Here is a 15,004-nt window from a genome sequence, read left to right on the forward strand (position 1 = left end):
CCCCCATGTCAAAAAAGGTAGGATCACCGGACCTTTCCACCGAACAGGCCGCGCTGCGCGACGCCTACACCGCCGCCGGGTTCGGCCACTCGCTCGACCACGGCGAGCATCCGGCGGTGCTGGTGGTCGATTTCAGCAACGGTTTCACCGATCCGTCCGTCCCGACCGGCACCGATCTCTCCGCCGAGGTCGAGACGACCGCGGGCGTCGTCGCCGTCGCACGGGCGGTCCGAGCGCCGATCGTGTACACGACGATCGGATACGACTCCCCCGATCAGGCCGCGGTCTGGCTGCGCAAGGCCCCGGGACTGGCGGAACTCACCGTCGGCTCGCGGCTGGTGGACATCGACGACCGGCTGGACGTGCACGCCGACGACACGGTCGTGGTCAAGCATCACGCCTCGGCGTTCTTCGGCACCGGGCTGGCCGAGCGGCTGCGCGCGGCCGGGGTCGACTCGATCGTGCTGTGCGGCGCCACCACCAGCGGGTGTGTCCGCGCGACCGCGGTCGACGCGGTGTCCTCGGGGTTTCCGGTGCTGATCCCGCGGGACTGCGTCGGGGACCGGGCGGCCGGCCCGCACGCGGCCGCCCTGTTCGATCTGCAGGCCAAGTACGCCGACGTGGTCACCGCCGACGCGGCGGTCGCCCGGCTCCGCGCGACCGCTCGCCGGGAGGCCCTCGCATGACCACCGATTCACACAGCGGCACACCGGCTTTCGTGAGCGATACGCCGCGCCGCATCGGCCTGATCGTGCCCAGCTCGAACACCACCATGGAGACCGAGATCCCGGCGCTGCTCGACGGGCTCGCGCAGCCGCACACGTTCCACTCCAGCCGCGCCACCCTGCACACCGTGGACCCCGATTCGCTCGCCGCGATGGTCGAGCAGGGCGATCGCTGCGCGGCGGAACTGGCCGACGCCAACGTGGACGTGCTCGCCTACGCCTGCCTGGTGGCGGTGATGGCGAGCGGAGCCGGTGCGCACGAACGGATCGAGGCGCGGCTGACCGAGGTCGCGCGCGCCGCCGGATGCGCCGCACCGGTGGTCAGCAGCGCGGGCGCCCTGGTGCGCACGCTGACCGAACTCGAGCTGTCGCGGGTCGCGGTGGTGGCGCCGTACGTCCCCGCACTCACCGACCTCGTCATCGGCTATCTGCGCGGATACGGGATCGACACCGTCGACTGGATCACGCTGGGCGTGGCCGACAATCGCGCCGTCGGCTGCCTGGACCCCGCGGGACTGCCCGGCCACGTCGCGAACCTGGACCTCGGCGACGCCGACGGCATCGTGCTGTCGGCCTGTGTGCAGATGCCCTCGCTGGCCGCGGTCGCGCAGGTCGAGGCGGTGACCGGGAAGCCGGTGGTCACCGCCGCCACCGCGACGGCGCGCGAGATCGTGCGGGCGCTCGGAGCGGGCCCCGATTCGGCGCTCGGCGGTGCGGCGCTGCGGCCCACGGTGGTGGCCGGATGAGCCCCCGACCGACGCACCGCGAACGCGCCCTCGACGGCGCCTCGGTGAAATACTTGCGCGCCAACGGCTTATCCCATCGGGTCGTGATCTACAACCCGGCCGCACGCCGCCCGATGGTCTTCGTGCCCGGCATCACCGGCCCCGCGGAGACGGTGCGATTCATCGCCGACCGACTGCCGGAGTTCCGGGTGTACGTCCCGGATCTGCGCGGCCGCGGCGAGACGGACCGCTCACCGCTGGGCAGCTACCGGCTCGACGACTACCGCGCCGACCTGACCGAACTGCTCGATGCGCTGGCGCTCGACCGGCCGGTGGTCGTGGGGCATTCGCTGGGCGCGCGGATCGTCTCGGCCTGGGCGGTCGAGGCGCGTCCGGAAGGCCCTGTGGTGCTTGTCGATCCGCCGACCTCCGGACCCGGCCGGGATCCGTATCCGATGACGCGCGAATCGTTTCTCACCCAGATCGAACAGGCCCGCGCGGGAACCGATGCGGCCCAGGTGCGTTCGTACTTTCCCGGGTGGTCCGGCGAACAGCTGGCGCTGCGGGCCGAGGTGCTCGCCGGCTGTGATCCGTTGGCGGTGGCCGAAACCCACCGCGGCTTCGAAACCGAAGACTACTTCGCGATCTGGGACCGCCTCGCCGGCGACATCGCCCTGCTGTACGGCGAGAACAGCCCGGTCGTGCCCGCCGCCGCGGTGGCCGAACTGCACCGGCGGAATCCGGCGATCCGCCTCGAGGGGGTGCCCGGCACCGGGCACATGGTCCCGTGGGACGACCTCGACGGCTTCCTCGCCGCGCTGCACCGCCACCTCACCGCGTCCGCGCCGCTTCCCCCGCATTGACCCCGTCCGGAACAGGAGAAACCCGTGTTCGATCTGCGCTCCGCGGACCTTCACGACGCCTTCACCCGCCAGCTCACCCTGTCGAAAGTCGTTGCCGGCGAACACGTCGTGGTGCTCGCCGAACCGACCAGCCGCGGCGACTACGTCTCCGCCGCGTTCGCCGCCGCCCGCGGCCTCGGCGCACACGTCATCGTCGCCACCGTCCCCGGCGGCAGCCCGGCGCCGGTGCCGTCCACGCATACCGGGGCCGGCCCCGGACTGGTGTCCGTCCTCGCCGACGAGGCCGCCCAAAGCCTGCTGCGCAGTGCGGATCTCGTCGTCGACCTCACCCGCGAGGGATTCATCCACGCCCCACTGCAGGAGTCGATCCTGGCGTCCGGCACGCGCATCGTATTCGTCTGCGACGCACCGGACGTGCTGATCCGGAACATGCCGGCCGAACGGGACAAGGACGATGTGCTGGCGGCCGCGAACATGGTGCGCGACGCCGCGGTGATGACGGTGACCTCACCGCACGGCACCCGGCTCACCGTCGACCTCGCCAACTGCCATCCGGGATTCCAGACCGGATTCGCCGACGATCCCGGGCGCTGGGACCACTGGCCGTCCAAGATGTGCCTGTTCTGGCCGCAGACCGCCGACGGCGTCATCGTGCTGGCGCCGGGCGACATCCTGCTGCCGTTCAAGGAATTCGTCCGATCGCGCACGGTGCTGCACGTCCGCGACGGCTGCCTCACCGATATCGAGGGCGGCGCCGACGCCGACCTGCTGTCGATGTACATGACCGATTCCGAGGACAAGTGGGCCCGCTACACCTCGCACATGGGGTGGGGCCTGATGCGCACCGCGGACTGGTTCGCGACCGAGATGTACGGCAAGGACGAGATCATGGGCATGGACGCCCGCGCCTACGCCGGCAACTTCCTGTGGTCCACCGGCCCGCATCCATTCCTGGGCCGCGATTCCTACGCCCATCTCGATATCGCGCAGCGCGCACACACCATCGCCCTCGACGACGTCGTCGTGGTCCGGGACGGCCGGCTCGTCGACCACCCCGTCCCGGCCACCACCTCGCAATGACCGCTCATCCCAAGGAGTTCCGATGACCATCGCGATGAACCACCGGCCCGTCACCGCGGACGACGGCTGCCAGGACCAGGTGCTGCTCGACCAGTGGTACGCCATCGACTTCGCCACCGAATTCCCGGCCGGCGAGATCCACAAGGTCACGCTGCTCGAGCGCGACCTGATCGTGTGGCGCGACAGCGACGGGCAGGCGCACGTCTGGGAGGACCTGTGCGTCCATCGCGGCGCGCGGCTGTCCAAGGGCTGGCTCGAGAACGACACCGTGATCTGCCCCTATCACGGCTGGCGCTACGACAGCGCCGGTTCCTGCGTGCTGATGCCCGCCGCACCCGACGAGAAGCCGATGCGCAAGGCCCGCGCCTTCCCCTATCCCGTGGCGGAGCGGTACGGGTTCGTGTGGGTGTGCCTCGGCGAGCCCGCCGGGCCGGTCCCCGATTTTCCCGAGTGGGACGACACGGCCTTCATGAAGGTGCACAGCGGCCCATATCACTACGACGGCAACGGATTCCGGGCGGTCGAGAACTTCGTCGACGCCTCGCACTTCCCGTTCGTGCACGCCGGGTACAACGGGCTGCCGGACGCGCCGGACAAGCTCGAGCCCTACACGGTGACCGAACTGCCGGACGGCAGCCTGAGATCCTCGGAGGTGCGGGTCTTCCAGCCGATCGGCGACGCGCGCGGGCGGCCGGTCGTCGCCTTCTACACCTACACCGTGTTCGCGCCGTTCGTCGGCTATTTCTCCAAACGCACCGTGGATGCCGACGCGTCGGGAGCCGCGATCTCCGAGACGTCGAACACCTTCACGACGCTGTTCGCCGTGCAACCGCTGGACGCCACGCATTGCGTCGTGCGGGTGTGCTCGGCACTCGACACGCTGCCGCACCCCGAACCCGAGGCGGTGCGCGAGCGCGCCGACATCATCTACCACCAGGACCGCGACATCGTGGAAACGCAACGTCCGGAGCGCATTCCGGTGCAGCTGCGGTACGAGCTGCACCACCGCACCGATCTGATGGGGCAGCGGTACCGAAGCTGGTTGCGCGGCAAGGGAATCACCTACGGGGTGATCTGACCGTGACCGACGATCTCACCGTGCGCCTCGTCGCCGTCGAATACGGCGCCGCGGGCATCAACCGCTATCGGTTCGCGCCGCTCGGCGACGAGCCGCTGCCCGCGTTCGAACCGGGCGCCCACATCGACGTGCGGGTCGCCGCCGAGGTGGTCAAACAGTACTCGCTGATCTGGTCGGCCGGCGACACGGGGCGCTACGAGATCGCCGTGCGTGCCGGCGACCGGGACGGCAGTTCGTCCCGCCACCTGCACCACGAATCCGTCGTCGGCTCCGACTATCGAATATCCACGCCCCGCAACAACTTCGGGATCGACGCCGAGGGCACGGAGCATCATCTGTTCGCCGGAGGCATCGGCATCACGCCCCTCATATCCATGTACCGGTGGCTCACGGCATCGAAAAGCACTGTGCGGATGGACTATTGGTCTCCTACCGCCGATCGGACGCTGTTCCGTGACGAACTCGCCGACGCACCCGGCGTCTCGTTGTTCGCGACCGCGGCCGGTTCCGCGCCCCGGCTGGCCGATCGAATTCCCGGCGTACCGTCGCACGCGCACCTGTACTGCTGCGGACCACCGGCCATGGTCGACGAGTTCGACCGGCTCACCGCCGACCGCGATCCCGCCCTCGTGCACCGGGAACGATTCACGGCCCCCGCCGTCGATCGCCCGGCCGACGCCTTCACGGTCACCCTGCACCGGTCCGGCCGGGTCCTGACCGTCCCGGCGAATCGCTCGATTCTCGAAATATGTTGCGAGGCAGGGGTAGACGCCGAGTTCTCCTGCGAAGAGGGGGTCTGCGGCGCCTGCGAGGTGAAGGTGCTCGCCGGCGCCGTCGACCACCGCGACACCGTCCTCGGCCCGGCCGAACGAGCCGGCCACGACCGCATGATGATCTGTTGCTCGCGCGGCCGCGGCGACCTCGTCATCGATCTCTGACCCGGCACGATCCCTCGTTCCCGGCCCACTGCTCAGGAGAACCGTTCATGAAACGCACACCGCGCGTCGCGATCATCGGCGGAGGCATCGGCGGCGCCACGCTCGCCGCCGCCCTCGACCACTGCGGCATCGACTACCGCCTCTTCGAACGCACGCACCGGTTCGGCGAGGTCGGCGCCGGCGTCCAGCTCACCCCGAACGCCGTCACCGTGCTCGACGAGCTGGGCTTCGCCGACGAGCTGCGGAGGGTCGCCTTCGTTCCCGAGGCGATGGTCGGCCGGAACTGGAAATCCGGCCGCGAACTGTTCCGCACGCCGCTGCGGGACAGCTGCGAAACCCTGTACGGCGCACCGTTTCTGCACATCCACCGCGCCGATCTACACGCCCTGCTCACCGAGCGGATACCGGACGACCGGGTGCGGCTGGGCACCGCCTGCGCAGGCATCCGGCACGACGCCGACACCGCGGTGGCGAGCTTCGACGACGGCTCCGAATTCGAGGCCGATCTCGTCGTCGGCTGCGACGGCATCCGTTCGACCGTGCGCGCCGCCCTGCTGGGCGACCAGGACGCCACCTACACCGGCCACATGTGCTGGCGCGCACTGGTTCCCGTCGACAAGTACCCGCTGCCGCACGTCCGACCCGAGTCCGCGTTCTGGATGGGCCCGAACTCACACATCGTCACCTACTACGTCAAGGGCGGTGCGATGGTGAACGTCGTCGCGGTCAAGGAGCATCCCGGCTGGGTCGAGGAGTCCTGGACGATACCCAGCACGAAAGCCGAACTCCTCCACGCCTATACGGGCTGGAGCGACGACATCCAGGCACTGCTGGGCGGCGCCGAGGACGACCAGATCTTCAAATGGGGACTGTTCGACCGCGATCCGATGTCTCGCTGGTCCGCCGATACGGTCACGCTGCTCGGGGACGCCGCTCATCCGATGCTGCCGTTCCTGTCCCAGGGCGCGGCGATCTCCATCGAGGACGCCTACGTCCTGGCGCGCACGCTGGCCCACCACGACGCCGACATCCCCTTGGCATTGAAAAAGTATGAGGCGGAACGCATTCCGCGTGCGAGCCGGGTGCAGCTCGCGGCCCGCGAGCGCGGCCGGACCTATCATCTGCCGACCCGGTGGGCGCAGTTCAAGCGCGACGCCCGCTACCGCCTGCGGCAGCTGCGCAGCCGCAACACCGTGGGAATCCAGGCCGACTGGGTCTACGACTACAACGCCGTCGAACGCATGAACCAGCTGGTCTGACCCCATTTCACACCCGAACGGTCCCGCACGACGCCGTGCCGGCTCGCGATATCCCCATCCCCGAAAACCGGAGTACACCCATGTCCACACCCTCCGCCACAGCCGGCACCAGTCCACGCCGAGTAGTCGCCTCGAGCCTCGCGGGCACCGTCATCGAGTGGTACGAGTTCTACATCTACGGCACCGCGGCCGCCCTCGTCTTCGACGAACTGTTCTTCCCCTCCTTCGATTCGTTCGTCGGCACGCTGCTGTCGTTGTCCACCTTCGCGATCGCGTTCGTGGCCCGTCCGCTGGGAGCCGCCGTCTTCGGGCACTACGGTGACCGGCTGGGCCGCAAGACACTGCTGGTCGTCTCGCTCACCATGATGGGCGGCGCGACGTTCCTGATCGGGCTGCTGCCGGGGTACGGGAGCATCGGCGTCGCCGCACCGCTGCTGCTGATCGTGCTGCGCCTGATCCAGGGGGTGTCGCTCGGTGGCGAATACGGCGGCGCGGTGCTGATGAGCGTCGAGCACGCCGCGCCGCACCGGCGCGGACTGTTCGGCGGCATCATCAACACCGGTGCCAGCCTCGGACTCGTCCTGGCCAGCGCGGTCTTCGCGATCACCGGGCTGCTGCCCGAGGATGCCTTCATGTCCTGGGGCTGGCGCATTCCGTTCCTGTTCAGCGTCGTCCTGCTCGCCCTCGGGATCGGCATCCGGCTCCGGGTCGCCGAGAGTCCCGAGTTCACGGCGGTCCGGCAGCAGGACCGCATCGAGAAACTGCCGATCCGCACGGCGGTCGCGGGATACGGCGGCCGGATCCTGCTGATGGCCCTGGCCTACCTGCCGACGGGGGCGATCTTCTATCTCGCCGCCGTGTTCTCGCTGTCCTACGGCACCGACACCCTCGACGTATCCCGGTCGACGATGCTGGTCATGGTCTGCTTCGCCAATGTGGCGGCCGTCGCCGGCCTGATCTACTGCGGCTGGCTCTCGGACCGGATCGACCGCAAGGCCATCTACTTCTGGGGCGTCGCCGGCATGATCGTCACGCCGTGGATCTGGTTCCTCATGATCAACACCGGTAACCGGGCGGTGATGTTCCTGGGCTTCCTCGTCCTGTTCATTCCGCACTGCGCCAGCTACGGGGCCATGCCCGCGTTCTTCGCGCAGCTCTACCCGCCGCATATCCGCTACACCGGGCTGGCGCTGGGCTACGCCATCGGCACCGTTGTGGGCAGCGGACTTTCACCGCTGGTCGCCACCGCACTGCTCGGCACCGACAACAACTGGCCCGCCGTCGCGGTCTTCATCACGGTGCTCAATATCGCGGCGCTGGTGGCCACGACGAAACTGAGCGAGGACCACGCCGGGAAGCCCGCGGTGGCCGTGCCCAGCACCTCACCCGCCTAGATCACCGACGCTCGTCCCGCCGGCCGGTGCGCCTCCGCTCACCAGTCGGCGGGTTCGGCGACCAGGCGTTCGGCGGCGGCGATCAGCGGGCGCAGGTGGGCGGCAAAGGTTTCCGCGGTGGCCGGGACGATATCGACCTCGGCGCGGGTGCGGACCGTGTAGCGGCCGTCGTCGGCGATGTCTATCCAGCACAGCACCCCGAGCGGGCGCATGGTGTCGTCGGCGCGGCGGGCCGAGACCACCATCTGGCCGATCCCGTCGCGGGGTTGTTTCAGCAGCCGCCGCATCCGGGCCGACATCGTGGGACCGGCGACGGGAACCGTCACCAGGTCGCGGCTGTCCTCACGCACCCGATCCACCGGGGCGGTATGCCGCGGCAACGTTCCCGGCGTATTCTCCGGCAGCACCGAAACCACCCGTGCCGCCAGGCTTTTCGGGGTACCGACGAACAACCTGATCTCGGCGCCGCGATCGGGCAGGGTTCCGGGCCGCTGCGCCGCGACCACCGTGACGTGCCCGGCTGCCGCGCCCAGCACGCGCACCGGCTGCACCTGACCGGGCGGGCCGTGCTCGCCCAGCACCTCCACCTGGATCGCCGGCCGGGCCAGCACCCGCAGCGCCGCCTCCAGGTCGGCGTTCAGCGTGTCGGCGCACCAGGCGTACAGGTCGGGCAGCTGCGCGGCGCGTTCCATGCTGTCGCGGGCCGACAGCCGGACGGCGAGTGGGAACGGGATCCGGTCACCGTCGGTGCGCTCCCAGGCCAGCGCGAACTGGTCCGGGGTGAGCGTCCATCTCACCGGCGGCGGCCCGCCTCGATCGTCTCGTCGTCCATCCGCGGTCAGTCGTCCTCGGCCCACTCACCCACCACGGGCGGTGTGGTCGGATCGAATCGGCCGACCAGGTCGTTGCCCGGCTCGGCCGGGTCCAGGAAGGTCGGCTCGTCGAAGTCGTAGAATTCGTCGTCGTCCTCGTCGTCCGGGGAACGCTTGGGCGGCACCGGAACACCCGAGCCGGAGCGGACGGTGTCGCCGGCGGCCGCGAATGCCCCGCCCGCGAGGCCGCCGACGATCCCGGCGCCCATCCCGCTGACGGGATCGGCGCCGGACTCGTGGCGCGGCTGACTCTTCTCGTCGCGCTTGCGGTTGTCCTCGGAACTCTGCGGGGTGGTGGCAACGGCGGCGGGGCCTACCGCCACCGCGGCGGGTGCGGCGCCCGTCGCGGCGGGCACGACCCGTTCGGGTTGCGGTGCAACGGCATTCGCCGCCGCGGGCTGAGTGGCGGCGGGACGATCGGCGACCGGGGCGGCCGCTGCCTCCGGCGCGGATGCGGGTGCCGTCGCCGCGGCCGGTGCCGTCGACGCCGGAGCCTCGCTCTCCGGGCGCGGCGCGTCCGAACCGGCTGCCTCCTCCTCGCCGGGCCGCACCTGCTCGGCGGTATCCGGCTGCGGCGGCACCGAGCTCACCACCGCACCGGGCACCGCCGCCTGCGGGCCCACGAGAGAACTGGTCGCATCGGGACCGCCGCTCCCGTCGGGCACCGGCGCGGGGGGCTGCGGCGACGGATACATCCCGCCCTCGCGGAAGGCCGGAATACCGTTGCCGGTCGGCAGGAACGCCCCGGCGTACACCGTGTCCATCACCCGCACCATGTCCTGGCGCAGGCCCTCCGCCTGCTTCTGGGCCGCGACATTGAGGGTGGCGCGCTTGGGATCCAGCAGCGCCGCCTGGAGATCCGTCGACACCGCGGTCGGCCGGGTGACCGCGGCCCGCAGCGTCTCGGCGGCGTCGTTGGCCTGGCCCAGCCGCTCCGCGACCGTCGACATCACGTCGGCCACGTGCTGGCCGAGTTCCTGGAACGCCTGCATCGCACCGACCGCCTGCTGGGCGGCGCTGCCGCGCCAGCCGTCGGCGACCGCGCCGCGGATCTCCGCATGCGCCTGCTGCACCGCGTCGCTCAGCCCCGTGGCGGCGCCCTGCCAGGCCTGCCGCCCGGCGGTGAGCACCTCCGGATCCATCTGCAGCACACCGCGATAGATCTCGTCGTAGGGAAGCTGGTCGAAGACCTCGACCGTCGGCGCGTAGTCGGGGTCGGACCGATCGGCGGCCGTGCCGCCCACCTTATGCATGGCCGGCTCCCACCGTGTCGGCGCCGACGCGCCCGAGCGCCGCGGACATCTCGGCGTCGTTGTCGGCGTAGTTGGCGGCCGCCGCGCGCAGCGCCGCGGCCAATTGCCGGGCGGCGTCGGCGTATTCCTGCAACCGGTCCAGCGCCTGTGCCGCCTTGCCCTCGAATCCGCGCCGCAGCGCGTTGCCCGATTCGAAGCCGCCGAAGCCGGGCAGCGAGCCGGCCGCACGCAGCGCCCGGAGCTGCTGCTCCACCTGGTCGGCGAGCTGTTCGTAGCGCCGCGCGCAGCGCTCGTGAACGCCGTCGGCGACATGCACACCGTCGATCCACAGCCGACCGTCGTCGACCGCCTGAGTCAGGGCCGCAACATCACTGCGCAGATCCCCGGGTTCTTGCGACTGCACCGGTCCCCCTTTCTCGTGCTGACATCACGGGCGCACCGGCTCCGCCACAACGCCCTGGCTCCTGCTCCACGATGTCGACGGTGACCGTTACCGCCACCGGGTTCGTGCAGAGGATCGTGCCCGGCATCGGCGTACTCGCGCAACCGCAACCTTACCGACCGCGGCCACCCAGTCCAGTCGGAATGGCAGGGATATCGAAAGGTCACGAATAACGAGGGGAGGGATCCGGGCGAGGCACGATCAGGGCGCGATCTCGGCGCGGACCGGACGCGGCCCGAGCCGGGCGGCACCCAGTGCCGTGCGACTCGGCCGACCCGTCTGCATTCCCGCTCCCCTTCCGCCGCGCCCGCCTCCAGACCGTACGACGACACGCCCCCCTTACGCCACGCCGTGCCACCTCGACTGATTACGCTGAGGCGCGACTCGGCACGCAAGCAGGCATGGGCCGGGTGCGGGTGTCCGAGGCGCAGGAGGGCCGCGATTGATTCTGGTCGGTGATCGTGTCGTGTGCTGCACCGGTGACCTGGTGGCGGCGGCACAGTGCGAGTTCGGCCTGCTGCGCACACTCGATGCCGAACTCGGACTGGTCGCGCCCGTGGCCGCCGGCGCATCGGCGGCTACCGCGTGGCCCGCCGAGCCCGAGGCCCCCGCCGAACACGAGGACATCGACCTGCCCGGCCTCGATATCGTCCGCATCACTCCCCCCGGATCCGGCACGCCCACCGGACCCGAATCGAGCCCAGCCGCGGGCCCCGGGACCGGAACAACCGCGGAACGCGGATCGGGCACAACTACGGAGCGTGCATCCGGCACCACCGAGGGCCACGAATCCAGCACGGCCACCACGGAGCACGGAACCGACGCCACGACGAGGCACCGATCCCGCACCGCCACCACGGAGCGTCGCCGCGGTACCACCGGGACGCCCGATTCCGGGATCACCACAGAGCCAGGACCAGGTACGGCCGAGGGGCACGAAGCCGACACCGCCGCGGGGCACGAAGCCCGCAGTCCCGAGGAGACCGTCGCGGCCCTACACCGCGCCCACGAGCAGACCCTGGCCGCGCTGCGGTCGGGTGCGGAGGCGATCGCCGGGGCCATTTTCTTCGACGGCTCCTTCGCCGCCCGCGGTGCCGCACTGGTCCGCATCGACCCGGTGCGGTCGTCCCTACCGGAATCGGGCGAACGCGCCACCGGCGAATCGGCCGGCAGCGAAACGGAATATCCCGAATTCGCGGGCGCGGACCACGACCCGGCCCGAGATCCGGACGCCGCACCGTCCGTGCCCACGGTCTTCCCGGCCCCCGCCGCTCCCGGCGACATCCACGGCGCCGCCGCCGATCTCCCGACCGAGTGGTCGGACAGCGCGGCCATCGATCACGGCATGCAGGGCCGAGTCGTCGACGGCGACGCGCTGAGCTGCTCGTTCGCCGGACAGCCCGGTCCCGGGCGCGCGGCCGATCCGGCGCCGAACACGGTGGGAACCGACGGCACGGCCGACGACGCCGTTCCCACTCGCTACGCCCTGTACGCGACCCTGCGTACCGACTCCCCGATCGCGGCGCTGATCGAACTCGCCGCCTGCGCGGACATGATGCGGCGCAACGGCGTCCGGGTCGACCCGATGCTGCGGGTATGGCACCCGGACGGCTCACAGTCTCGGTACCCGCTCGCCGACGCGGCCCGGGTGTACGCGGCGCGTCGCCGGCGGCTGACGGCGGTACTGGAGGCCAAGCAGAACGAACTGCTGCCGGTGCAGTGGGGCGACCGCCGCTATCTGGCGTGCGGGCGCTGCGCCACCTGCACCGCGGAACTGGTGACGGGCCGCGATCTGCTGCTGGTGGCGGGCATGCGGCCCGCAGTGCGGGCGCAGCTGCGGGATGCGGGAATCGCCACCGTGGACCGGTTGGTGCGGGCCGACGCGGCCGTGACCAGGGTCGCCACCCGGACGTTCGGGACGCTGCGCCGGCAGGCCGAACTACAGGTGCGCGCCGAGCGGACCGGCCGGCCGGTGCATGAACTCACGAACGCCGCGGCGCTGGCCGCCCTGCCGACGCCCTCGCCGGGCGACGTATTCCTCACCGTCGCGGGCACACCGGCCACCGTCGTGGGTATCGGCGTGCTGCCCGCCCGTGCGCCGGATCCGGGCGAGGACGCCCCGTCGATGCTGTTCCACGCGTTCGGCCTGCACGACGATCCGGCCGCGCTGCTGGAATTCCTGGCCGACCGCCAGGAGCGCCACCCCGACCTGCGGATCTACCACTATCGTTCGCCGGCCCGGTCGCTGCTGGCCGAACTGTGCGCGTGCTGTGGCGCCGACGAGGAGATCGCCGACGACCTGCTCGGCGCCCTCGTGGACCTGTACCCGATCGTGCGGGCCGCGCTGATCGTGGGCGAGCGCTCGTACGGACCGGCCGCTCTGACCGGGCTGCTCGGCGCCGAATTCCCGATCACCGACCTGGAATCGGAGTGTGCGCGGATCCCGCGGCTGCGGGACCGGCTGCGCGAACTGGCCACCGAGCACGGCATTCCCGCCGCGCCGGCGCCGCGGGAGACGCCGTCCGAATCACCGGCCGCGGTCGAGGCCGCCCTGCGCGAGTTCGCCTTCGACACCCAGCTGCCCCGCACCCCCGCGCAGCACGCCGCCGCCCTCGCGGCCGCCGCACTCGGCTACCGCCGCCGCGAGCGCCAGCCGCTGCACTGGGCACACGCCGACCGCCTGCACCGCCCGATCGCCGAATGGGCCGACACCCCGGGCGTTCTCGCCGCCGACTGGGGCACGGTCGACACCAAATGGCACAGCAGCGGGCGCGCCCCGATGCGGCGCTATCTGAAACTCACCGGGCGCCTGGGCACCGGCAGCGCGCCCCCGCCCGGCACGCCCGTGCTCACCCTCTACGACCAGCCGGTGGCGGGCATGCGGGCGGTACCCGGCCGCCGCGCCACCGCCCGCGCCACGGTGCTGGGCTGCGCGCTGGACGACAACTTCGACGACGCCGTCCGCGTCGAGGAATCCCTGCCCGAGGGCTGCGAACCCTACGACGACCTGCCGGTCGCGATCGTGCCCGCGCTCCCCGGCCGGGACGAGAATATCGAGGCGGCACTGGAATTCGCCGCGCACCGCCTGCTGATGACCCTGCCGGAGATCCCCGACACGGCCGGCTTCGACCTGCTGTTGCGCCGCCCGCCGCGGCTGCGGTCCGCGGCGGCGCTGCCGGAGGTGTTCGGCGATCACGCCGCCGCCGTCACCGCCGCCGTGCTCGACCTCGACGACTCCTGCGTCGCCGTGCAGGGACCGTCGGGGACCGGGAAGACCGATACCGCCGCGCGGGTGATCGAGCGGCTCGTCACCCGGTACAAGTGGCGGGTCGGCGTTGTCGCGCAGTCGCATTGGGCGGTCGAGGAGGTCCTCGACGCCGTGGTGCGGGTCGGCGTGCTCCCCGAACTGGTGGCGAAGTCCGAGGCGCGCGCGGTGGCGCCGGAGTGGCTGGCCATCGACCCCGCGCGCTATCCACGATTCCTGGACAACGCCGTCAACGGCTGCGTGATCGGCGGCCTGCCCAGCGATCTGGCCGACGCCGAGCGGGTCGCCCCCGGCCGCCTCGACCTGCTGATGATCGCCGACGCCGGGCACTTCCCGCTGGCCGACGCGGTCGCGGTCGCCTGCGGCGCGCGAAACCTGTTGCTGCTCGGCGATCCCGCCCCGCTGCCCGCGCTCGGCGCCCATCCCGAACCCGTGCACGAATCGGCGCTCGGCCGGCTGGTCGGCGACAATCCCACGCTGCCACCGGAATTCGGCTACTTCCTGGATCGCACCTGGCGGATGCATCCGCGGCTGTGCGAACCGGTGTCCCGGCTGCGCTACGGTGGCCGGCTGCGGTCCACCGAAACCGTCACGCTCGCACGCGATCTCGACGGCGTGCCGCCGGGTGTGCGGTCGGTGCCGGTCGAACATCACGGCAACGGCACCGAATCCGCGGAGGAGGCGCGCGAGATCGTGCGCCGGGTGCGCGCGCTGCTGGGGCTGTCGTGGCGGCAGGGCGCGGTGACCCGCCGCCTGCATCCGCACGACATCCTGGTGGTCACGCCGTATCACGCGCAGGCGGCGCGGATCCGGACCCTGTTGTCGCGCGCCCGGATCGAGGACGTGGTGGTCGGCACTGCCGAACGGTTCGCGGGCCGGGAGGCCGCGGTGGTGCTGGTCTCGATGACCTCCTCCTCCCCCGCCGAGGCCCCGCACGGCGTCGACACCCTGCTCTCCCGCCACTGGCTCACCACGGTCGTGTCCCGGGCGCTGTGGAGCGCGCTCGTCGTGCATTCGCCGCTGCTGACCGAATACCTGCCGGAGACCCCGGAGCAGCTGGCCGATCTCGCGGCCTTCCTGGAGCTGGTGTCGCCGTAACGTTCGGCGAGC

The 15,004-nt window shown here is 71.3% G+C and carries 12 protein-coding genes; 9 read left to right on the forward strand and 3 right to left on the reverse strand.

All coding sequences use genetic code 11. The features are described 5' to 3' along the window. Window positions 1-5: 5 nt before the first annotated feature. The 8 genes from D892_RS0103455 (at window position 6) to D892_RS0103490 (ending at window position 8,062) form a co-directional block, all read left to right on the forward strand. The gene (locus D892_RS0103455; RefSeq protein ID WP_024799912.1) at window positions 6-686 is read left to right on the forward strand and encodes an isochorismatase family protein; all 681 of its coding nucleotides are present in this window, start codon (window positions 6-8) and stop codon (window positions 684-686) included. Continuing rightward, the gene (locus D892_RS0103460) at window positions 683-1,471 is read left to right on the forward strand and encodes an Asp/Glu racemase (protein ID WP_051498978.1); all 789 of its coding nucleotides are present in this window, start codon (window positions 683-685) and stop codon (window positions 1,469-1,471) included. Before D892_RS0103455 ends, D892_RS0103460 begins: the two co-directional genes overlap by 4 nt. Further along, window positions 1,468-2,313 (forward strand): alpha/beta fold hydrolase, encoded by an 846-nt coding sequence (locus D892_RS0103465; protein ID WP_024799914.1) that lies wholly within the window; start codon window positions 1,468-1,470, stop codon window positions 2,311-2,313. Before D892_RS0103460 ends, D892_RS0103465 begins: the two co-directional genes overlap by 4 nt. 24 nt (window positions 2,314-2,337) lie before the next feature. Next, complete coding sequence (locus tag D892_RS0103470; protein ID WP_024799915.1) at window positions 2,338-3,393, forward strand: hypothetical protein; 1,056 nt, start codon at window positions 2,338-2,340, stop codon at window positions 3,391-3,393. A gap of 22 nt (window positions 3,394-3,415) precedes the next feature. Further along, window positions 3,416-4,471 (forward strand): aromatic ring-hydroxylating dioxygenase subunit alpha, encoded by a 1,056-nt coding sequence (locus D892_RS0103475; protein ID WP_198036821.1) that lies wholly within the window; start codon window positions 3,416-3,418, stop codon window positions 4,469-4,471. A gap of 2 nt (window positions 4,472-4,473) precedes the next feature. After that, complete coding sequence (locus tag D892_RS0103480) at window positions 4,474-5,409, forward strand: PDR/VanB family oxidoreductase (protein ID WP_036566698.1); 936 nt, start codon at window positions 4,474-4,476, stop codon at window positions 5,407-5,409. A gap of 47 nt (window positions 5,410-5,456) precedes the next feature. After that, window positions 5,457-6,668, forward strand: coding sequence for an FAD-dependent monooxygenase (locus D892_RS0103485; RefSeq protein WP_024799917.1), 1,212 nt, complete (start codon window positions 5,457-5,459; stop codon window positions 6,666-6,668). Between the two features lie 80 nt (window positions 6,669-6,748). Beyond that, window positions 6,749-8,062 (forward strand): MFS transporter, encoded by a 1,314-nt coding sequence (locus D892_RS0103490; protein ID WP_024799918.1) that lies wholly within the window; start codon window positions 6,749-6,751, stop codon window positions 8,060-8,062. Between the two features lie 38 nt (window positions 8,063-8,100). Here D892_RS0103490 and D892_RS0103495 read toward each other — a convergent pair whose 3' ends face one another. Genes D892_RS0103495 through D892_RS0103505 form a run of 3 tightly spaced genes read right to left on the reverse strand, consistent with a single transcriptional unit; the run spans window position 8,101 to window position 10,590 of the window. Then, the gene (locus D892_RS0103495; RefSeq protein ID WP_024799919.1) at window positions 8,101-8,859 is read right to left on the reverse strand and encodes an ESX secretion-associated protein EspG; all 759 of its coding nucleotides are present in this window, start codon (window positions 8,857-8,859) and stop codon (window positions 8,101-8,103) included. A gap of 41 nt (window positions 8,860-8,900) precedes the next feature. Beyond that, a complete protein-coding gene (locus D892_RS0103500; protein ID WP_084160911.1) occupies window positions 8,901-10,187 on the reverse strand; it encodes a WXG100 family type VII secretion target in 1,287 nt (428 codons plus the stop codon). Then, the gene (locus D892_RS0103505; RefSeq protein WP_036566701.1) at window positions 10,180-10,590 is read right to left on the reverse strand and encodes a hypothetical protein; all 411 of its coding nucleotides are present in this window, start codon (window positions 10,588-10,590) and stop codon (window positions 10,180-10,182) included. Before D892_RS0103505 ends, D892_RS0103500 begins: the two co-directional genes overlap by 8 nt. 481 nt (window positions 10,591-11,071) lie before the next feature. On the opposite strand from D892_RS0103505, the gene D892_RS40285 reads away from it, so the two are divergent. After that, the gene (locus D892_RS40285) at window positions 11,072-14,992 is read left to right on the forward strand and encodes a bifunctional RecB family nuclease/DEAD/DEAH box helicase (RefSeq protein WP_024799922.1); all 3,921 of its coding nucleotides are present in this window, start codon (window positions 11,072-11,074) and stop codon (window positions 14,990-14,992) included. Window positions 14,993-15,004 lie beyond the last annotated feature (12 nt).

It is taken from the genome of Nocardia sp. BMG51109, assembly GCF_000526215.1.
GTDB lineage: Bacteria > Actinomycetota > Actinomycetes > Mycobacteriales > Mycobacteriaceae > Nocardia.

Bases quoted from the DNA above. Each gene is read 5' to 3' on its own strand.
- D892_RS0103455 (WP_024799912.1), top strand. From the start codon at position 6: ATGTCAAAAAAGGTAGGATCACCGGACCTTTCCACCGAACAGGCCGCG.
- D892_RS0103460 (WP_051498978.1), top strand. From the start codon at position 683: ATGACCACCGATTCACACAGCGGCACACCGGCTTTCGTGAGCGATACG.
- D892_RS0103465 (WP_024799914.1), top strand. From the start codon at position 1,468: ATGAGCCCCCGACCGACGCACCGCGAACGCGCCCTCGACGGCGCCTCG.
- D892_RS0103475 (WP_198036821.1), top strand. From the start codon at position 3,416: ATGACCATCGCGATGAACCACCGGCCCGTCACCGCGGACGACGGCTGC.
- D892_RS0103485 (WP_024799917.1), top strand. From the start codon at position 5,457: ATGAAACGCACACCGCGCGTCGCGATCATCGGCGGAGGCATCGGCGGC.
- D892_RS0103490 (WP_024799918.1), top strand. From the start codon at position 6,749: ATGTCCACACCCTCCGCCACAGCCGGCACCAGTCCACGCCGAGTAGTC.
- D892_RS0103500 (WP_084160911.1), bottom strand. From the start codon at position 10,187: ATGCATAAGGTGGGCGGCACGGCCGCCGATCGGTCCGACCCCGACTAC.